Origin of the sequence: Terrabacter sp. GCM10028922, assembly GCF_042666095.1 — a bacterium.
Classification (GTDB): domain Bacteria; phylum Actinomycetota; class Actinomycetes; order Actinomycetales; family Dermatophilaceae; genus Terrabacter.
Genome location: NZ_JBHTFG010000015.1, coordinates 100,759 through 120,291, shown reverse-complemented (window position 1 = coordinate 120,291; position 19,533 = coordinate 100,759). Strand labels below are relative to the sequence as shown.

General features: G+C 69.8%; 16 protein-coding genes and 1 tRNA gene. 1 reads left to right on the top strand and 16 read right to left on the bottom strand.

The window, feature by feature from the left end:
• Positions 1 to 73: 73 nt before the first annotated feature.
• Positions 74 to 499, top strand: coding sequence for a PaaI family thioesterase (locus tag ACFQU3_RS15380; RefSeq protein ID WP_385911268.1), 426 nt, complete (start codon positions 74 to 76; stop codon positions 497 to 499).
• Positions 500 to 540: 41 nt separating this feature from the next.
• Here ACFQU3_RS15380 and ACFQU3_RS15375 read toward each other — a convergent pair whose 3' ends face one another.
• From ACFQU3_RS15375 to ACFQU3_RS15300, 16 genes are all read right to left on the bottom strand, one after another.
• A complete protein-coding gene (locus ACFQU3_RS15375; RefSeq protein ID WP_385911266.1) occupies positions 541 to 1,101 on the bottom strand; it encodes a GNAT family N-acetyltransferase in 561 nt (186 codons plus the stop codon).
• A 201-nt stretch (positions 1,102 to 1,302) separates the two neighbouring features.
• Complete coding sequence (locus tag ACFQU3_RS15370; RefSeq protein ID WP_385911301.1) at positions 1,303 to 2,022, bottom strand: ABC transporter ATP-binding protein; 720 nt, start codon at positions 2,020 to 2,022, stop codon at positions 1,303 to 1,305.
• On the bottom strand, positions 2,012 to 2,965 hold the full coding sequence (locus tag ACFQU3_RS15365; RefSeq protein ID WP_385911265.1) for an ABC transporter ATP-binding protein: 954 nt from the start codon (positions 2,963 to 2,965) through the stop codon (positions 2,012 to 2,014). Before ACFQU3_RS15365 ends, ACFQU3_RS15370 begins: the two co-directional genes overlap by 11 nt.
• Positions 2,958 to 4,121, bottom strand: coding sequence for a branched-chain amino acid ABC transporter permease (locus tag ACFQU3_RS15360; protein ID WP_385911263.1), 1,164 nt, complete (start codon positions 4,119 to 4,121; stop codon positions 2,958 to 2,960). Before ACFQU3_RS15360 ends, ACFQU3_RS15365 begins: the two co-directional genes overlap by 8 nt.
• On the bottom strand, positions 4,118 to 5,107 hold the full coding sequence (locus ACFQU3_RS15355; protein ID WP_385911261.1) for a branched-chain amino acid ABC transporter permease: 990 nt from the start codon (positions 5,105 to 5,107) through the stop codon (positions 4,118 to 4,120). Before ACFQU3_RS15355 ends, ACFQU3_RS15360 begins: the two co-directional genes overlap by 4 nt.
• A 114-nt stretch (positions 5,108 to 5,221) precedes the next feature.
• Positions 5,222 to 6,367, bottom strand: coding sequence for a branched-chain amino acid ABC transporter substrate-binding protein (locus tag ACFQU3_RS15350; protein WP_385911259.1), 1,146 nt, complete (start codon positions 6,365 to 6,367; stop codon positions 5,222 to 5,224).
• A 151-nt stretch (positions 6,368 to 6,518) separates the two neighbouring features.
• Positions 6,519 to 7,130 carry an ANTAR domain-containing response regulator gene (locus ACFQU3_RS15345; RefSeq protein WP_385911299.1) on the bottom strand — a complete coding sequence of 204 codons (612 nt, stop codon included), beginning with the start codon at positions 7,128 to 7,130 and terminating at the stop codon, positions 6,519 to 6,521.
• A 141-nt stretch (positions 7,131 to 7,271) separates the two neighbouring features.
• Positions 7,272 to 7,354: transfer RNA gene (locus ACFQU3_RS15340), tRNA-Leu, on the bottom strand.
• A gap of 114 nt (positions 7,355 to 7,468) precedes the next feature.
• Positions 7,469 to 8,926, bottom strand: a complete 1,458-nt coding sequence (gene pyk / locus ACFQU3_RS15335) for a pyruvate kinase (RefSeq protein ID WP_385911257.1) — start codon at positions 8,924 to 8,926, stop codon at positions 7,469 to 7,471.
• Positions 8,927 to 9,104: 178 nt separating this feature from the next.
• On the bottom strand, positions 9,105 to 10,562 hold the full coding sequence (locus tag ACFQU3_RS15330; RefSeq protein WP_385911255.1) for a glutamate synthase subunit beta: 1,458 nt from the start codon (positions 10,560 to 10,562) through the stop codon (positions 9,105 to 9,107).
• Positions 10,555 to 15,120 carry a glutamate synthase large subunit gene (gene gltB, locus ACFQU3_RS15325; RefSeq protein ID WP_385911253.1) on the bottom strand — a complete coding sequence of 1,522 codons (4,566 nt, stop codon included), beginning with the start codon at positions 15,118 to 15,120 and terminating at the stop codon, positions 10,555 to 10,557. Before gltB ends, ACFQU3_RS15330 begins: the two co-directional genes overlap by 8 nt.
• A gap of 199 nt (positions 15,121 to 15,319) precedes the next feature.
• On the bottom strand, positions 15,320 to 16,306 hold the full coding sequence (gene lgt, locus ACFQU3_RS15320) for a prolipoprotein diacylglyceryl transferase (RefSeq protein WP_385911251.1): 987 nt from the start codon (positions 16,304 to 16,306) through the stop codon (positions 15,320 to 15,322).
• Positions 16,303 to 17,103 carry a tryptophan synthase subunit alpha gene (trpA, locus tag ACFQU3_RS15315; protein WP_385911249.1) on the bottom strand — a complete coding sequence of 267 codons (801 nt, stop codon included), beginning with the start codon at positions 17,101 to 17,103 and terminating at the stop codon, positions 16,303 to 16,305. Before trpA ends, lgt begins: the two co-directional genes overlap by 4 nt.
• Positions 17,100 to 18,368, bottom strand: a complete 1,269-nt coding sequence (trpB, locus tag ACFQU3_RS15310; protein WP_385911247.1) for a tryptophan synthase subunit beta — start codon at positions 18,366 to 18,368, stop codon at positions 17,100 to 17,102. The genes trpA and trpB overlap by 4 nt, the downstream gene beginning before the upstream one ends.
• 2 nt (positions 18,369 to 18,370) lie before the next feature.
• Positions 18,371 to 19,207 carry an indole-3-glycerol phosphate synthase TrpC gene (gene trpC, locus ACFQU3_RS15305; protein WP_385911245.1) on the bottom strand — a complete coding sequence of 279 codons (837 nt, stop codon included), beginning with the start codon at positions 19,205 to 19,207 and terminating at the stop codon, positions 18,371 to 18,373.
• 5 nt (positions 19,208 to 19,212) lie between these two features.
• Entirely contained in the window at positions 19,213 to 19,482 is a 270-nt protein-coding gene (locus tag ACFQU3_RS15300; RefSeq protein WP_385911243.1) for an HGxxPAAW family protein, read from the bottom strand.
• Positions 19,483 to 19,533: the final 51 nt, after the last annotated feature.

The window sequence follows — 19,533 nt, the reverse complement described above, 5'->3', positions numbered from 1 at the left end:
GGCGCCCACCGACGCCGCGACGGGGGGCACGGTGCCCACGGGAAGGCGCCCAGAGCGGCATACGATCACGGGCATGACGGACTCCACGGACACCGCGCTCGAGTCGATGCGCGGCATGGCAGCGGGCACGCTTCTCGAGCGAATGGGCATCGAGATCACGCAGGCTTCGCCCGAACGGCTCGTCGCGACGATGCCGGTCGCCGGCAACACCCAGCCCTACGGTCTGCTCCACGGTGGCGCCAGCGTGGTGCTCGCCGAGTCGCTCGGCTCCATCGGCGCGCAGATGCACGCAGGCCCGGGCCGCGTCGCGGTCGGCCTCGACATCAACGCGACGCACCACCGGGCGGCGCGGTCAGGCGTCGTGACGGGCACGGCCACACTGCTCAGCGCCGGCCGCACCCTCGTCAGCTACGACGTCGTCATCACGGACGAGGACGGGCGACGCGTGTGCACGTCGCGGATCACCTGCCTGCTGCGCGACGCCGCCCCCGGGGCCTGACGCCGGCACGCGTGCTCCGAAGGCTCACCGGGACGCAGCGGTCAGCCGGCGATCTTCGGTCCGCGCCGGGGAGCGCGGGCGCGCAGGTCACGCCGCCGCTGGAGCAGGTCGAGCGACACCTTCTGGGTGCGAGGCTCCCCCGCGAGCTTGCGCTGAAGCGTGGCCGCCGACGCCACGCGACGCACGGTCTCGGGCGCGAACCCGAGACGGGCGAAGAACCGGTTGGCGTCCCGGTCCCCCGCGGGAACCGTGCTGGCCAGGTGCTCGCACCCCTGACGGTCGGCATACCTGCTGGCGGCCGTGAGAAGCGCCTTGCCGACGCCCTGCCGACGCAGGTCCGGGTGGACGAAGAGCATGTCGATCGACACGCACGGCGAGTCGACGAGCAGGCTACGGGTCGAGTCGGCCAGCACGACGTAGCCCGCGGGCCGACCGTCGATCGAAGCGACGAAGGCGCAGATGTCGTTGCGCTGCAAGGCATTCCGTAGGGTGCCGTCGAGCGCGAGGCGCTGCGCCGCCTCCGGCGTCGTGCCGCCCTCGATCCGGTGCGTGATCCACAGCTCGATGAACTGCGAGTGCAGGGACTCGTCGACCCTGTGCACCGATATCGCCGCTCGACCCATCATCCCTCCCGTTCCTGCCCCGAGGCCACCCGGCAGACACTACGACCAACGGCGTTCCCGCGGAAGAGGAACACACAGGTCCACAGACACAAAGGTGGGGTGCCACGACCGTGTCGTGGCACCCCACCTTCGGATTCCGTATGCCGGCGCTCTGCGCCGGAATGCCGTGTCGACCGGCTCCTAGACGTCGCCGCCGAGGTAGGCCGCCTTGACGGCAGGGTCGGCGGCGAGGTCCGCACCCGTGCCCTCGCGGACGATCTCGCCCGTCTCGAGGATGTACGCGCGGTGCGAGCGCTTCAGGGCCTGCGCGGCGTTCTGCTCGACGAGCAGGACCGTCGTGCCCTGGCTGTTGATCTCCGTGACGATGTCGAAGATCTGCTGGATCAGCTTGGGCGCGAGACCCATCGACGGCTCGTCGAGGAGGAGCAGCTTGGGCTTGGCCATGAGGGCCCGTCCCATCGCGAGCATCTGCTGCTCGCCTCCGGACATCGAGCCGGCCGCCTGGTTGCTGCGCTCCTTGAGACGCGGGAAGAGCTCGAAGACGCGCGCGAGGTCGTCCTTGACCGCCTTGGTCTTGCGGTCGGGACGGGCGTACGTGCCCATCTCGAGGTTCTCCATCACGGTCATGCCGACGAAGCAGCCACGACCTTCGGGCGACTGCGAGATGCCGAGCACCGGGCGCTCGTGCGACGGCGTGTGCGTGATGTCCTTGCCGTTGAACATGACGGTCCCGGCACGCACCGGACGCAGCCCCGAGACGGTCTTCATCGTCGTCGTCTTGCCCGCACCGTTGGCCCCGATGAGGGTGACGATCTCACCCTCCTCGACGGTGAAGCTGATGTCGCGGATGGCCTCGATGCGCCCGTAGTTCACGCACAGGCCGTTGACCTCAAGAAGCATCTTCTTCATCAACTCCAAGGTAGGCGGCGATGACCGCCGGGTTGTCGCGGATCTCCGCGGGCGCGCCCTCGGCGATCTTGCGGCCGAACTCGAGCACCACGATCCGGTCGGTGACTCCCATGACCAGCTTCATGTCGTGCTCGATGAGCAGCACGGTGTAGCCCTGGTCGCGGATGGTCCGGATCAGCTCCATAAGCTTGCGCTTCTCGGCCGGGTTGAAGCCGGCAGCCGGCTCGTCGAGGCAGAGCAGCTGCGGGCTCGTGGCCAGGGCGCGCGCGATCTCCAGACGGCGCTGGTCGCCGTACGGGAGGTTGCGAGCGAGCTCGTCGGCCTTGCCCTCGAGACCCATGAACTCGAGCAGCTCCATCGCCCGCGCGTGGCCCTGCGTCTCCTCACGCCGGTGCTTCGGCAGTCGGAACATCGCCGAGCCGATGCCGGTGCTGTGGTGCGCGTCGACGCCCACCAGCACGTTCTCCAGAACGGTCATGTTGGCGAAGAGCCGGATGTTCTGGAACGTGCGGGCGATGCCGAGCTTGGTGATGGCGAACTTCTTGCGCTTGCCCAGCGGGGTGCCGAGGTAGCGGATCCCCCCGGATGTCGGCTGGTAGACGCCCGTCATGACGTTGAAGCACGTCGTCTTGCCGGCACCGTTGGGACCGATGAGACCGAGGATCTCGCCCTTGTTGATGTGGAAGCTCACCTCGTTGAGGGCGACGACGCCGCCGAACCGCAGCGTCACGTCGTCGACCTCGAGCAGACGCTCGCCCTCGGCGACGACCGGCACCCCGATGTCCTCGGGCGTGATGTCGACGTCGGGGTTGATCTCGGTGACCTCGTCGGCCGGGTCCATGAGCCCCGTCGGGGCGTGCACGGTGTCGTCGACGGTCGGGTCTGTCGTGGCGCGGACGGGCTGGGTCGAGTCAGGCTGAGTGTTGTCAGGCACTGGCTTCTCCTTCCTCGAGGATGGCCTGTCGTTCGTCGGCCTTCTTGGCCCGCAGGGTCCGTCGTGGTGGCAGGATGCCCTGCGGGCGGAAGATCGCGAGCAGCATCAGGGCGAGACCGAAGACGAGGACGCGGAAGTCGGCGAACTCGCGGAAGCGCTCCGGGAAGTAGCTGACCACGATCGCGCCGACGATGATGCCCCAGCGGTTGCCGGCGCCGCCGACGACGACGGCCGCGATGAAGAGGATCGAGAGGATCAGCTCGAAGCTCTGCGGGTTGATGAAGCCGGACTTCGTCGCGAACAGGGCGCCCGACAGGCCGCCGATCGCCGCGCCGAGGGCGAAGGCGAGCAGCTTGAACCGGAAGGTCGGCACGCCCATCAGCTCGGCGACGTCCTCGTCCTCACGGGTCGCCTCCCACGCCCGGCCGACCCGGCTGTTCTTCACGAGAACGTCGAAGAGCACCACGAGCCCGATGATGACGAGCGCGAGCCAGTAGTAGGGCACGAAGTCGTTGATGCCGAACTTGAGGAAGGTCGACGTCGTGTCGAGGTCGACGACGGGCGCACCGGTGCTCCAGTCGATGGAGGGAACCTCGAACAGCTCGATGCCCGGAGGCTTCGGGATGTCGGAGATGCCCTGCGCGCCACCCAGCCACTGGGTGTTGACGAGGGTGAGGCGGACGATCTCACCGAAGCCGAGCGTCACGATGGCGAGGTAGTCGCCGCGAACCCTCAGGGTCGGAGCGCCGAGGATGATGCCGGAGAGCATGGCGATGGCGATCGCGATCGGGACGCTGAGCAGCCACGGCAACGAGGCGTGCTCGGCACTCAGGACTCCCACGGTGTAGGCGCCCACGGCATAGAAGCCGACGTAGCCGAGGTCGAGCAGTCCGGCGTAGCCGACGACGATGTTGAGGCCCAGTGCCACGAGGACGTACGTCGCCACGGTGAAGAGCACTCCGCCGAAGTCGGAACCCTCCGTCGTGACGAACGGGATGTTGAGCAGGGGCAGCAGGAAGAGGAAGACGGCGAAGAGGACCCAGAGCGCCAGCTTCACGCCCTTCGGCAGTCCGTTGACGCGCTCCTTGAACCCCGTTCTCGGGGCGTTCGTCGTAGATCCGGCTGGTGTGGTCGTGGCCGGTGTCGAGGTGCTCATGCGCGGGCCTTCCCGAGGGACTCACCGAGCAGACCGGTGGGTCGGAAGAGCAGGATCAGCACGAGCAGGACGAACGCGACGACGTCCTTCCACTGCGTGCCGACGAGTGCTGAGCCGTAGTTCTCGGCAAGCCCGAGGATGAAGCCACCGAGCAGCGCACCGCGCAGGTTGCCGATGCCGCCGAGAACCGCAGCCGTGAATGCCTTCACGCCGAGGATGAAGCCGGCGTCGTAGCGGGTGATGCCGATCTTCAGCATGTAGAAGACCGCGGCCGCGCCGGCCATCACGCCACCGACGAGGAAGGTCACCTGGATGACCCGGTCGCGGTTGACGCCCATGAGGGCAGCCGCCTCGGGGTCCATCGCAACGGCCCGGATGCCGCGCCCGAGGCGAGAGCGCTTCACGAACTGGTCGAGGACCACCATGATCGCGATCGCGCCGACGATGACGAGGATGTCGACGTTCGTGACGTGGTAGCCACCGATCGTGAAGATCGGCTGCGGCTGGATGATCGCCGGCATACCCGCGTTGTTGCGCGAGTTGCGGACGTAGTCACGCAGGTTGTCGTCGAGCCCCACCCAGGACGCGACTCGGCTGCGCAGGCCCATGAGCTCTGCGAGCACGAACGACGCGCCGATGGCCGAGATGAGCGCGATGAGCGGGGGTGCGTTGCGCTTGCGGAGCGGCCGGTAGGCCACGCGCTCGAGCAGGACCGCGATGAGCCCGGACATGGCCATGGCCGCGACGAACATCATCGCGACCCAGAAGATGACCTGGCCGATGCTGCCGCCGCCCTTGCCGCCGAGGAGCATCACGACCCAGAGGGCCGCGAACGTGCCGAACATGAAGACCTCGGAGTGCGCGAAGTTGATCAGACGCAGGACGCCGTAGACGAGCGTGTAGCCGAGGGCGACGAGCGCGTAGACCGCGCCGATGGTCAGGCCGGTGATCGTGAAGGAGAAGAAGTTGTCCAACAGGTACTGCATCCAAGACCTCCTGGGCCGGGTGCGGTGGGCTAGATCAGAGGTCGAGCGTCAACCGAACGGAAGGGCGGTCGGAGCCTACTGCTCCAACCGCCCCCCGTTCGATGACGTTCGTCTTTACTTGATCTCGCCGATGCCGACGATCTTGCCGCCCTCGACCTTGTAGGCGAAGACCTTGATGTCGGCCGACTCGCCCTTGTCGTCGAACTTGAGCTGCTTCGTGACGCCCTTCTTGTCGTAGGACTTGACGAAGTCGAGCATGCTCTCGCGGTCCTTGCCGGCGGCGATGCCCTCGAGCAGGATCGTGGCGGAGTCGTAGCCCTCACCCGAGTAGGTGTTGGGGTCCTCGTTGTACTTCGCCTTGTACGCGGCCTGGAAGTCGGGGGCCACGTCCGGCGGGACGCACGGGCAGGTGATGATCGTGCCCTCGGCGGCGTCCTTGGCGTTGTCGATGTAGGACTGGTCCTTGACACCGTCGGCCACGACGAACGTGCCCTTCCAGCCGGCGTCGCGCAGCTGCTTGATGAGCGGGGCGGCCTCCGGCGAGTAGCCGCCGAAGAACAGCGAGTCGGCACCGGAGGAGGTCACCTTGGTGACCGAGGCGCTGAAGTCGGTCTGCTTCTGCTGGATCGTGTCGTTGCCGACGACGGCCGCGCCGAGGTCCTTGCGGACGATGTCGGCCAGGCCCTTGCCGTACTCGGACGCGTCGTCGATGACGAACGGCTTCGTCACCTTGAGCGTTTCCTTCATGTACTTCGCGGCAGCGGGGCCCTGCGTGTCGTCGTTGCCGAGCGCGCGGAAGAACGTCTTCCACCCATTCGTGGAGAGCTTCGTGGCCGTGGCGGATGGCGTGATGGTGACGAGACCCGCCTCGTTGAACGCGGGGTCGGCGGCCTTGGACTCACCGGAGAAGGCGGGGCCGACGATGCCCACGACCTTCTTGTCGTCGATGGCCTTCTTGGCCAGAGCCGGGGCCTGGTCGGGAAGACCCTGCGAGTCGTAGTTCTCGAGCGTGACCTTGCAGTCCGGGTGCTTCTTGTTGTAGTCGTCGAGCGCGAGGTTCACGCCGTTCTGGATGTAGATGCCCAGGTTGGCGTTCGGGCCGGTGAGGGCACCGAACATGCCGATCTTCAGGTCGCAGGCGGCCTGAGCGGCACCTCCAGTGCCGCCGGGCGCCGGGGTGTCGCCACCCTTGGTGCCACAGGCACCGAGGGCGAGAGCTGCGACCGCGAGCGGCACAGCGAACTTGAGGGTGGAACGCACGGGTGTCCTCCTGATGTCACACATCCCTCGGTCGAGGGCTGACAGGAGACTAGGCCCAAGTTCGCGCCCGGGTCACCACATCCTCGCGATCGGTGACCGTGTCGTGACCTGCGCGTGACCTACATCGGGACGATTTGCGGTGACCCGGCGATCAGGACGCGGGGAAGCCGTTGATGACGGCCTCCGCGACCTCTTTCATCCCGAGCCGGCGGTCCATCGCCGTCTTCTGGATCCACCGGAACGCGTCCGCCTCGCTCAGCTTCAGCTGGCTCATCAGCACGCCCTTGGCGCGGTCGACGAGCTTGCGGGTCTCGAGCCGCTCGCCGAGGTCGGCGATCTCGGCCTCGAGGGCCTTGAGTTCCTGCCAGCGGGAGGTCGCGATGTCGATGGCCGGGCGCAGGTCGTCGGCCGTGAAGGGCTTGACGATGTAAGCCATGACGCCGGCGTCGCGGGCGCGCTCGACCAGCTCGGTCTGCGAGAAGGCGGTGAGCATGATGACGGGGCAGAGCTTCGACTCGTGCAGCTGCTCGGCGGCGGAGAGCCCGTCGAGCACCGGCATCTTGACGTCCATGATGACGAGGTCCGGCTTGACCTCCTTGGCCAGCGCCACGGCCTGCTCGCCGTTGCTCGCCTGGCCGACGACGTCGTAGCCCTGCTCTCCGAGCATCTCGACGAGGTCGAGACGGATCAGCGCCTCGTCCTCGGCGACGAGGATGCGGGTCGCACCGGTGACCGGGTTGGGCGCGCCGGAGCCGGTGTCGATGGCTGCGGTGGGGGTCGTCTTCGGCGTCGTGCTCTCGTCTGTGCTCACGGGCAAAGCCTAACCGGGCGCACGTTTCGGCCGCGTTTCGGGGCGGTGACCGTCTGCCGCGCCGCGCCCGGTCGGACGCGGCCCTGTGACGCGTGCCGGGAGCGGGACTCGAACCCGCACGACCTCTCGGTCAGAGCATTTTGAGTGCCCCGTGTCTGCCATTCCACCACCCCGGCCGAGGTGCCGCGCCAGCATACCCGCGGACGCACCGATGCCGCCGGGCGCGGCCGGCGGCATCCACTGAACGTGCGGTCACGGCATACGCGTGCGACCGCCGTGGGCGCGGCGGGTCAGCCGGTGACCTCCTCCGGCCGGTAGGCCGGGGCGGCGCGGTTGACGGCGTCGCCGACGCGGTGCACGCGCAGGGCGTTCGTCGACCCGGGGATGCCGGGAGGCGAGCCGGCGACGATGACGACGCGCTCGCCCTCCTTCACGCGCCCCTCGGGGATGAGCTTGAGGTCGACCTGCATCGCGAACTGGTCGGTGTGGTGCATGCGCGGCACGAGGTAGGTCTCGATGCCCCACACGAGGGCGAGCTGGGACCGGACCCGCTGCTCGGACGTGAAGGCGAGCATGGGCAGCCGTGGCCGGATGCGCGCCATGCGCGTGGCCGAGCCGCCGGTCTCGGTGAAGGTGATGAGGAACCGTGCCCCGACGATCTCACCGATCTCGGCAGCGGCCTTGGTCACCGCTCCCCCGACCGTCTTCGGGTTGGTCTTCATCCGGACGATCTGGTCGTAGCCATGCTCCTCGGTGGACTCGATGATCCGGGCCATCGTGCGCACCGCGTCGATCGGCCATGCGCCGACGGACGTCTCACCGGAGAGCATGAGGGCGTCGGCGCCGTCGAGGACCGCGTTGGCGGCGTCGGAGGCCTCGGCGCGCGTCGGCCGGGGGTTCTCGATCATCGACTCGAGCACCTGGGTCGCGACGATGACCGGCTTGGCCTCGCGACGGGCGAGCTCGATGGCGCGCTTCTGGACGAGCGGCACCTCTTCGAGCGGCATCTCCACGCCGAGGTCGCCGCGGGCCACCATGATGCCGCCGAACGCCGCGACGATGCCCTCGAGGTTCTCGACGGCCTGCGGCTTCTCGATCTTGGCGATGACGGGGATGCGGTCGCCGAACTCGTCCATGATCGCGTGGACGTCGTCGATGTCCTCGGCCGAGCGGACGAACGACAGGGCGATCATGTCGACCCCGAGACGCATGGCGAATCGGAGGTCCTCGCGGTCCTTGTCGGACAGGGCCGGCACGCTGACCGCGACGCCGGGCAGGTTGATGCCCTTGTTGTTGCTGACCTCGCCGCCGACGACGGTCTCGGTCAGCACGTCGGTGTCGGTGACCTCGACGGCCTTGAGCATGACCTTGCCGTCGTCGATGAGCAGGAGGTCGCCGGGGCTCACGTCGCCCGGCAGGCCGGGATACGTGGTGCCGACGACGGTGTCGTCGCCCTCCACGTCGCGGGTCGTGATGGTGAAGCGCTGGCCGGGGCTCAGCGTCACCGGGCCGGAGGCGAACCGGCCGGTGCGGATCTTGGGGCCCTGGAGGTCGACGAGGATGCCGACCGCGCGGCCGGACGCGTCGCTCGCTGCACGGACGTCGCGGTAGACCTGCTCGTGCACGGAGTGGTCACCGTGGGAGAGGTTGAGGCGGGCGACGTCCATGCCCGCGTCGACGAGAGCGCGGAGCTGGGCGGGTGAGGAGGTTTTGGGTCCGATCGTGCAGACGATCTTGGCGCGACGCATGTTTCAACCTTATGGGTGCTGTGACGTGGGTCACCACGCAGGTTCGCCCTGTGGGACGAACCTGCGTGGGTTCCCTTGGGGCTGTGGGAAACCGTTCGCGTATGCCGTGTCGTGGGCTGCCGTCGCGAGGCTCGCTGGAAGCCTCGCTGGGAGCCGGAGGGCGACCCGGCGCGGGTCGTCAGGCGGTGAGCGGCCGGTCGGTCGGGGCGATCGGGCGCGGCAGCGAGCTCGAGCCGGTGAGCCATGCGTCGACACCCGCCGCGGCCGCGCGGCCCTCGGCGATGGCCCACACGATGAGCGACTGACCCCGCCCCGCGTCACCGGCCACGAACACGCCCGGCACGGAGCTCATGAAGTTCTTGTCGCGCTTGACGTTGCTGCGCTCGTCGAGGTCGACGCCCAGCTGCTCGACGACACCCGGGCCCTCGGGCCCGAGGAAACCCATCGCGAAGAGCACCAGCTGCGCCGGGATCTCGCGCTCGGTACCGGGCCTCGGCGTGAGCCTGCCCTCGACGAGCTCGACCTCGGTGAGGCGCAGGGCCGCCACGTTGCCGTCGTCGTCGCCGACGAACTCGGTCGTGCTGACGGCGTAGATGCGGTCGCCGCCCTCCTCGTGCGCGCTCGCGACGCGGTAGAGCATCGGGTAGGTCGGCCACGGTTGGTTGGACGGGCGCTCGTCCCCCGGCTGGGGCATGATCTCGAGGCTCGTGACGGACGCCGCGCCCTGGCGGTGTGCCGTGCCGATGCAGTCGGCGCCGGTGTCGCCACCGCCGATGACGACGACGTGCTTGCCGGTCGCGAGGATCTGGTCCTCGACCTGCTCGCCGAGTGCCGCGCGGTTGCCCTGCGGCAGGTAGTCCATGGCCTGGTGGATGCCACCGAGCTCGCGGCCCGGGACGTCGAGGTCGCGTGGCACCGTGGCCCCGAGCGCCAGCACGACGGCGTCGTAGCGGTCACGCAGCTGGCGGCCCGTGATGTCGACGCCGACGTTCATGCTGTTGCGGAAGCGGGTGCCCTCGGCCTCCATCTGCGCGAGGCGACGGTCGACGACCGACTTCTCCATCTTGAACTCGGGGATGCCGTAGCGGAGCAGGCCACCGGGCTTGTCGGCCCGTTCGAAGACCGCGACCGTGTGACCGGCGCGCGTCAGCTGCTGTGCGGCGGCGAGCCCGGCGGGACCGGAGCCGATGACGGCGACCGTCTTGCCCGAGAGACGCTCCGGCGGCAGTGGCTGGACGAGCCCCTCGTCGAAGGCGCGCTCGATCGTCGTCACTTCGACCTGCTTGATCGTCACGGCCGGCTGGTTGATGCCGAGCACGCAGGCCGTCTCGCACGGCGCCGGGCAGAGCCGGCCGGTGAACTCCGGGAAGTTGTTCGTCGCGTGCAGGCGCTCGATGGCATCGGACCAGTCACCTCGCCAGGCGAAGTTGTTCCACTCCGGGATGAGGTTGCCGAGGGGGCAGCCCGAGTGGCAGAACGGGATGCCGCAGTCCATGCAGCGTCCGGCCTGGCGCTGGAGCTGACCGAGCTCCTGCTCCTCGTAGACCTCCTTCCAGTCCCGGATGCGGACCGGGACCGGACGGCGGGCCGGGAGCTCGCGCTCGCGGGTGGTGAGAAAGCCTTGGGGGTCAGCCACGGGAAGCCTCCATGATCCGGTTCCACACGTCGGGCCCGTCGAGGTCGAGGCCGTGGGCCTCGGCCTCGGCACGGACGTCGAGGACACGCTGGTAGTCGCGCGGCAGCACGAGCGTGAACCGCTCGCGTGCGCTCGCCCAGTCGTCGAGCAGCGCGCCCGCGACGGGCGACTCGGTCCACCTGACGTGGCTCTCGAGCAGCTCGCGGAGCGTTGCCTCGTCCTGGTCGCGCAGCGGGATGAGGTCGACGAGCTCGGGGTTGACGAGCGCGCGGTCGAGGTCGAGGACGTACGCGACGCCACCCGACATGCCGGCCGCGAAGTTGCGACCGATCTGACCGAGGACGACGGCGACGCCGCCGGTCATGTACTCGCAGCCGTGGTCACCCACGCCCTCGACGACGGCGTGGGCGCCCGAGTTGCGGACGCAGAAGCGCTCGCCGACGGTGCCGCGCAGGAAGAGCTGGCCCATGGTCGCGCCGTAGGCGATGACGTTGCCGGCGATGACGTTCTCCTCGGCGACGATGTCTGCCGCCCGGTGCGGACGCACGACGACGCGGCCGCCCGAGAGGCCCTTGCCGACGTAGTCGTTGGCGTCGCCGAAGAGCTGCATCGTGACGCCGGCCGGCAGGAACGCCCCGAAGGACTGCCCGCCCGAGCCGGTCATGGTGAGCTCGATCGTGTTGTCGGTCAGGCCGTGCGGGTGCGCCTTGGTCACGTGGTGGCCGAGCATCGTGCCGACCGTGCGGTTGACGTTGCGGACCGCGATCTCGGTGCGGACCTGCTCGCCGCCCTCGATGGCGGGCAGCGCGCGGCTCAGGAGCTCGTTGTCGAGCGCCTTGTCGAGCCCGTGGTCCTGCGTGGCCGACTGGTACAGCGTCCCGCCGGTGGGGTTGTCGGCGACGGCGAGGATCGGCGAGAGGTCGAGGCCCGACGCCTTCCAGTGGGCGATCGCCTTGTCGAGGTCGAGGCTGCCGACCTGGCCGACGGCCTCCTCGATCGAGCGGAAGCCGAGCGCCGCGAGGTTCTCGCGGACCTCCTCGGCGATGTACTCGAAGAAGGTCTCGACGAACTCCGGCTTGCCGGAGAAGCGGGCGCGCAGCTCGGGGTTCTGCGTGGCGATACCGACCGGGCAGGTGTCCAGGTGGCAGACGCGCATCATGATGCAGCCCGAGACGACGAGCGGCGCGGTGGCGAAGCCGAACTCCTCGGCGCCGAGGAGCGCGGCCACGACGACGTCGCGGCCGGTCTTCAGCTGCCCGTCGACCTGGACGACGATGCGGTCGCGCAGGCCGTTGAGCACGAGGGTCTGCTGGGCCTCGGCGAGACCGAGCTCCCACGGGGCGCCGGCGTGCTTGAGCGACGTGAGGGGCGAGGCCCCCGTGCCGCCGTCGTGACCCGAGATGAGCACGACGTCCGCGTGCGCCTTCGACACGCCCGCCGCGACGGTGCCGACGCCGATCTCGGAGACGAGCTTGACGTGGATGCGCGCCGCCGGGTTGGCGTTCTTGAGGTCGTGGATCAGCTGCGCCAGGTCCTCGATCGAGTAGATGTCGTGGTGCGGCGGCGGCGAGATGAGGCCGACGCCGGGCGTCGAGTGCCGCGTCTTGGCCACCCACGGGTAGACCTTGTGCCCGGGCAGCTGGCCACCCTCACCGGGCTTGGCGCCCTGGGCCATCTTGATCTGGATGTCGTCGGAGTGCGTGAGGTAGAGGCTCGTCACGCCGAACCGGCCCGACGCGACCTGCTTGACCGCCGAGCGCCGCTCGGGGTCGAGCAGGCGCTCGATGTCCTCGCCGCCCTCACCGGTGTTGGAGCGGCCACCGAGGCGGTTCATCGCGACCGCGAGCGTCTCGTGCGCCTCCTGCGAGATGGAGCCGTAGCTCATGGCCCCGGTGTTGAAGCGCTTGACGATCTCGCTGACCGGCTCGACCTCCTCGATCGGGACCGGCAACCGGCCCGTGACACCGGTCGGCCTGAAGCCCATGAGACCGCGCAGCGTCATGAGACGCGACGTCTGGTCGTCGATGCGCTGGGTGTACTGCTTGAAGATGTCGTAGCGGCGCTGGCGCGTCGAGTGCTGGAGGCGGAACACCGTCTCGGGGTCGAAGAGGTGCGGCTCGCCCTCGCGGCGCCACTGGTACTCGCCACCGACCTCGAGCACGCGGTGCGGCTGGTGGACGCCGTCGGTCGGGTAGGCCCGCGCGTGCCGCTCGGCCGTCTCGCGCGCGATGACGTCGAGGCCCACGCCGCCGAGCTGCGAGACAGTGCCCGTGAAGTAGCGGTCGACGAGCGCCTGCGACAGGCCGATCGCCTCGAACACCTGCGCCCCGCGGTAGGACGCCACGGTCGAGATGCCCATCTTCGACATGACCTTGAGGACGCCCTTGCCGAGCGCCTTGATGAGGTTGGCGACGGCCTTCTCGGCCGTCACACCCTCGATCTCGCCGGCTCGGACGAGGTCCTCGACCGTCTCCATCGCGAGGTACGGGTTGACGGCGGCGGCGCCGAAGCCGATGAGCAGTGCGACGTGGTGGACCTCGCGCACGTCGCCGGCCTCGACGAGCAGGCCGACCTGGGTCCGCGTCTTCTCACGGATGAGGTGGTGGTGCACCGCCGCGGTGAGCAGCAGCGACGGGATGGGCGCGAGGTCACGGCCCGAGTCGCGGTCGGAGAGCACGACGAAGCGCGCTCCGCGCGAGATCGCCTGGGACACCTCGGCGAAGATCTCCTCGAGGCGGTCACGCATCGCCGCCGCCCCGCCGGTGACGTCGTAGAGACCACGGACGACGTGCGTCGCGTAGCCCGGCAGGTCGCCGTCGGCGTTGATGTGGACGATCTTGGCGAGCTCGTCGTTGTCGATGACGGGGAACTCGAGGACGAGCTGCCGCGCGTGCGCCGGCGACGCCGACAGGGCGTTGCCCTCGGGCCCCATGTAGGTGCCGAGCGAGGTGACGAGCTCCTCGCGGATCGCGTCGAGCGGCGGGTTGGTGACCTGCGCGAAGAGCTGCGTGAAGTAGTCGAAGAGCAGGCGGGGGCGCGACGACAGGACGGCGATCGGCGTGTCCGTGCCCATCGAGCCCAGGGCCTCGCCACCGGACTTGGCCATGGGGGTCAGCAGGATGCGCAGCTCCTCGGCCGTGTAGCCGAACGTCTGCTGGCGGCGCGCGACCGACGCGGCCGTGTGGACGATGTGCTCGCGCTCCGGGAGGTCCTCGAGGTGGATGAGACCGCCGTGGAGCCACTCGGCATACGGCTTGGCCGCGGCCAGCTGGGACTTGATCTCCTCGTCGCTCACGATGCGGCCGTGCTCGGTGTCGACGAGGAACATCTTCCCGGGCTGGAGCCGGCCGCGCTGGACGATGGTGGCCGGGTCGAGCTCGAGCACGCCGGACTCGGACGCGAGCACCACGAGGCCGTCGTCGGTCACGGTGTAGCGGCCCGGACGAAGGCCGTTGCGGTCGAGCACCGCGCCGACGAGCGTGCCGTCGCTGAAGCAGACGTTGGCCGGGCCGTCCCACGGCTCCATGAACGTCGAGTGGAACTCGTAGAACGCCTTGCGCGCGGAGTCCATCGTGGCGTGGTTCTCCCACGCCTCGGGGATCATCATGAGCACGGCGTGCGGGAGCGAGCGGCCACCGAGGTGGAGCAGCTCGAGCACCTCGTCGAAGCTCGCCGAGTCGGACGCGTCGGGCGTGCAGATCGGGAAGAGCCGCTCGAGGTCGCCCGGGATGATGTCGCTCGTGAGCAGGCTCTCGCGCGCATGCATCCAGTTGCGGTTGCCCTTGACGGTGTTGATCTCGCCGTTGTGCGCGATGAGGCGGTACGGGTGCGCGAGCGGCCACGAGGGGAACGTGTTCGTCGAGAAGCGCGAGTGGACGAGCGCGAGCTCGGTCGCGAAGCGCGGGTCGGACAGGTCGGGGAAGAACGGCTCGAGCTGGCCCGTCGTGAGCATGCCCTTGTAGACGATGGTGCGCGAGCTGAGCGAGGCGAAGTAGACGTCGACCTCGTGCTCGGCGCGCTTGCGCAGGCAGAAGGCGAGCCGGTCGAGCCCGAGAGCGACCTGGCGGCCGATCGAGCTGCTGACGAAGAGCTGCTCGAACGCGGGCATGCAGTCGCGGGCGACCGCGCCGACGAGGTCGCCCTCGACCGGGACCTCTCGCCAGCCGAGGACCTTGAGGTTCTCGGCCACCGCGAGCTCCTCGATGCGCGCCTTGGCCGCGGCCCGCTCGATGGAGTTCTGCGGCAGGAAGGCGATGCCGGCGGCATACGCCCCGTTGTTGGGGAGCGTGAACGGGACCGTCGCCCGGAAGAACTCGTCGGGGATCTGCGTCAGGATGCCCGCGCCGTCACCGACGAGCGGGTCGGCGCCGGTGGCGCCGCGGTGGTCGAGGTTGCGCAGCGCCGTGAGGGCGTGCTCGACGATGTCGTGACCTGCCGTCCCCCGCATCGTCGCGATGAGCGCGACACCGCAGGCGTCGTGCTCGAACTCGCGGCGGTAGAGACCGGAGTTCTCCGGGTGTGCACTGAAGAGGGCACGGGTGCGGGTGTGCGGCGACATTTCACCGTCCTTCTGCTGGGACCGGGCCGCGACCGCGACACGGCCACACGACATGACTCAAGGCATGTGGACGGCACTGGCCACAGGCGTTCTGCACGACGATATCGGAGGAGCCGCTCGTCCTACCTGTTGATACTCACGATTCCGAATCCTGAGACGCCGTGCTCGATCCGAGACGGACGCCGTGATGTTGGTCGTGTCAGGACTGCGCCGGACGGTCCACTTTGGGCTCGGTGGCGGTGGCGGCGTTTGCCTCGTCGTCGGCGGCGCCTGCCGAAGGATCTTCGGCGCCATCGTCGTCCTCGGGGCTCGGCGGGGCCGGCGGCGGCTCCATCGAGCCGAACCGGCGCCAGAGGTAGACGCCGAGCAGGAAGACGAGGATCGACACCCACGTGTTGACCCTCTGGCCGAGGATGAGGTTGGCCGAGTCGGTGCGCATGTTCTCGATGACGATGCGCCCGACCGGGTAGCCCATGACGTAGGCCGCGAACGTCTGTCCCGACCTGAGGTTGCGGCGTCGTCCCAGCCACACGAGGAACGCCGCGAGCAGCAGGCACCAGAGCGCCTCGTAGAGGAACGTCGGGTGGAAGTACCCCTTGACCACGGGGTTGTCCTGCGCGTCGAGGACGGCGTGGCCGGACGCGGTGTCCCACTCGTAGATCTTGAGCTTCCACGGCAGGTCGGTCGGGCCGCCGTAGATCTCGTTGTTGAACCAGTTGCCGAAGCGGCCCATCGCCTGCGCGATCGCGAGCCCGGGTGCCGCGGCGTCCACGAAGTCGCGGAAAGCGACGCCGTTCTTGCGACAGCCGATCCAGGCGCCCAGCGCACCGAGCGCGACGGCGCCCCAGATGCCGAGGCCCCCCTCGTAGATCGCGAAGGCCTTCCACGGGTCGCCCCCCTCGCCGAAGTACGGCTGGGGCGTGGTGATGAGGTGGTAGAGGCGACCGCCGATGATGCCGAAGGGCACCGCCCACGCGGAGATGTCGATGGAGATGCCCTTGCGATGGCCGCGGGCCTCGAGGCGCTTCTGCGTCAGCCAGACCGCGACGACGATGCCGGCGAGGATGCACAGGGCATACCCCCGGATCGGCAGCGGTCCGAGGTGCCAGACCCCGACGCTGGGCGACGGGATCTCGGCGGGGAGCACGGCCACGAGGGCGGCGGGCACACCGCTGAGCACGGTCACGACCGGCTCCTGCGGACGCCGTCGGCCAGCTCACGGGCCAGGCCGCCGAGCGCCTCGAGGCCGTCCTGGACGGTCGCGGCCTCGGTGAGGCAGCGCACGAGCGCCGAGCCGACGATGACGCCGTCGGCGTAGCGTCCGACCTCGGCGGCCTGCGCGCCCGTCGAGACCCCCAGACCGACGCAGACGGGCAGGTCGGTGTGCGCTCGCGTGCGCGAGACGAGGGCGTCGGCTGCCTCGCCCACACTCGTCCGCGCCCCGGTGACCCCCATGACGGCGGTCGCGTAGACGAACCCGCGGCACGCGGCGGTCACGGCGGCAAGCCGGTCGGGGGTGGAGCTCGGCGCGACGAGGAACACCTTGTCGAGGTCGTGGGTGTCGGCTGCGGCGATCCACTCGGCCGCCTCGTCGGGGATGAGGTCGGGCGTGATGAGCCCCGCCCCGCCGGCGGCGGCGAGGTCGGCCGCGAAGCGCTCGACCCCGTAGCGCAGCACGGGGTTCCAGTAGGTCATGACGAGCGCCCCGGCACCCAGGCCGGAGACCTCGCGGGCCGCGGTGAAGATGTCGGCCAGGCGGACGCCGCCGGCGAGCGCGCACACCGCGGCGTCCTGGATGACCGGGCCGTCCATGACGGGGTCGCTGTAGGGCACGCCGATCTCGATGATGTCGACGCCGGACTCGACGAGGACCTTCATCGCCTCGATGGAGCCCTCGACGGTGGGGAAGCCGACCGGCAGGTAGCCGATGAGTGCCGCGCGACCCTCCGCGCGGCACGTGTCGAGAACGGGTCCGACGCTCACTGCTGCTCCCCCATGCCCTTGGCGCCCGGGTCGTCGGGCAGACTGCCGTCCGCCACGCGGCCCTCGTCGTCGATGAGGCCGAACCACTGCGCGGCCGTGTGGACGTCCTTGTCGCCGCGACCGGAGAGGTTGACGAGGATGACGGCGTCGGGACCGAGCTCACGGCCGAGCTTCATGGCGCCGGCGAGCGCGTGCGCGCTCTCGATGGCCGGCAGGATGCCCTCGGTGCGCGACAGCAGCGAGAACGCCTCCATCGCCTCGTCGTCGGTGATCGGGCGGTACTCGGCCCGGCCCGACTCGAGCAGGTAGGCGTGCTCGGGACCGACGCTGGGGTAGTCGAGCCCGGCCGAGACGCTGTGCGACTCGATGGTCTGGCCGTCGTCGTCCTGCATGACGTAGGTGTAGGCGCCGTGCAGCACGCCGGGGAACCCCGCGGAGAAGCGCGCGGCGTGCTTGCCCGACTCGACGCCCTCGCCGCCGGCCTCGAACCCGACGAGCCGCACCGACGCGTCGTCGATGAACCGGTGGAAGATGCCCATCGCGTTGGAGCCGCCACCGACGCACGCGCAGACGACGTCGGGCAGCCGGCCAACCAGGTCGAGGACCTGCTGGCGCGCCTCGACACCGATGATGCGGTGGAAGTCGCGGACCATCTCGGGGAACGGGTGCGGCCCGGTCACCGTGCCGAGGACGTAGTGGGTCGTCGCGACGTTGGTGACCCAGTCGCGGAACGCCTCGTTGACGGCGTCCTTGAGCGTGCGGCTGCCGTGGTCGACGGGCACGACGCGCGCCCCGAGCAGCCGCATGCGGGCGACGTTGAGGGCCTGGCGCTCGGTGTCCTTGCGACCCATGTAGATCACGCAGTCGAGGCCGAGGAGCGCGGCCGCGGTCGCCGTGGCGACACCGTGCTGCCCGGCGCCCGTCTCGGCGATGACGCGCGTCTTGCCCATGCGCTTCGTGAGCAGTGCCTGGCCGAGGACGTTGTTGATCTTGTGCGAGCCGGTGTGGTTGAGGTCCTCCCGCTTGAGGATGACGCGCGCACCGCCGCAGTGCTGGGCGAAGCGCGGCACCTCGGTGATGATGCTGGGCCGGCCGGTGTACGTGCGCTGGAGCCGCTCGAGCTCCCCGACGAACTCGGGGTCGACGACCGCCTTGCGCCACACCTCTTCGAGCTGCTCGAGCGCTGGGATGAGCGCCTCGGGGACGTAGCGTCCGCCGAACCCCCCGAAGCGTCCGTATGCCGGCACGTTGGATGTCGTGGTCATGCTCACTCCCCTGCCGTGACGGCAGAAGCGGAACGGGCCTCGGCCCGGACCGCGCCGGCGGCGTCGATGAAGGCCCGAATGGCCTGCTCGGGGGCGCCGTCCTTGACGAGCGCCTCGCCGACGAGAACGGCGCCGGCTCCGGATCGGACGTAGGCGGCCACGTCCGCCGGGCCCGTGACGCCCGACTCGGCCACCCCGACGACGCCCGCGGGGATGCGCGGCAGCAGGCCGGTGACGGTGCGCGGGTCGACGTCGAGCGTCTTGAGGTTGCGCGCGTTGACACCGACGAGGACGGGGTCGAGGGCGAGTGCCCGGTCGAGCTCGGCGGCGTCGTGGACCTCGACAAGGGCAGTCATTCCGAGCTCACGGGCTTGGTCGTGCAGGTCACGCATGAGCGCGTCGTCGAGCGCGGCCACGATGAGCAGGATCAGGTCGGCGCCGTGCGCGCGGGCCTCGGTGACCTGGTAGGAGTCGACCATGAAGTCCTTGCGCAGCAAAGGAGTCCGCACTGCGGAGCGGACCTCGTCGAGGTCAGCGAGACTGCCGGAGAACCGGCGCTCCTCGGTGAGCACGCTGATCGCGCTCGCTCCCCCGGCGGCATACGCCTGAGCGAGGCGACCGGGCTCGGGGATGTCGGCGAGCGCCCCCTTGCTCGGGCTCGACCGCTTGACCTCGGCGATGACGGCGACACCCTCGGCAGAGCGGATGCCGGGCATCGGGTCGATCGCGGGCGCGACGTCGGCCATCCGCGCCTCGAGCTCGGCGAGCGGCAGGGTCGCACGGCGACGCCCGAGATCTTCGCGGACGCCGCTGATGATCCCGTCGAGAACGGTCGGCACTGCTCTCAGCTCTTGCCGAGGGTCTCGGCACCGAGCTCGTCGGGGGCGTCGACGACGGCGCCCGCCTGCGCGTGGTGGCCCGTGCTGCCATAACCGGCCATGGACATGACCTTGCCGGCGATCGCGCCGGCGATGATGACGACGGCGCCCACGATGCCGAGGACGATGTTGGGAAGGAGCACGGCGACGGAGGCGATGGCCGAGCCGAGCAGGATGATGCCCACCGCCGTCCACGCGGCGACGCTGTGTCCGTGGTCCTCGTGCTGCTCTTCCATGGCGTCCTCTCTGGTCCGGCCGGCGGCGCCGAGTCGTGGCGCGCCCTCGCC

Coding starts and splice junctions, on each gene's coding strand:
- ACFQU3_RS15370 (WP_385911301.1), bottom strand. CDS start 2,022: ATGCTTCTTGAGGTCAACGGCCTGTGCGTGAACTACGGGCGCATCGAG.
- ACFQU3_RS15355 (WP_385911261.1), bottom strand. CDS start 5,107: ATGCAGTACCTGTTGGACAACTTCTTCTCCTTCACGATCACCGGCCTG.
- pyk (WP_385911257.1), bottom strand. CDS start 8,926: ATGCGTCGCGCCAAGATCGTCTGCACGATCGGACCCAAAACCTCCTCA.
- ACFQU3_RS15380 (WP_385911268.1), top strand. CDS start 74: ATGACGGACTCCACGGACACCGCGCTCGAGTCGATGCGCGGCATGGCA.
- trpB (WP_385911247.1), bottom strand. CDS start 18,368: ATGACCACGACATCCAACGTGCCGGCATACGGACGCTTCGGGGGGTTC.
- gltB (WP_385911253.1), bottom strand. CDS start 15,120: ATGTCGCCGCACACCCGCACCCGTGCCCTCTTCAGTGCACACCCGGAG.
- ACFQU3_RS15360 (WP_385911263.1), bottom strand. CDS start 4,121: ATGAGCACCTCGACACCGGCCACGACCACACCAGCCGGATCTACGACG.
- ACFQU3_RS15300 (WP_385911243.1), bottom strand. CDS start 19,482: ATGGAAGAGCAGCACGAGGACCACGGACACAGCGTCGCCGCGTGGACG.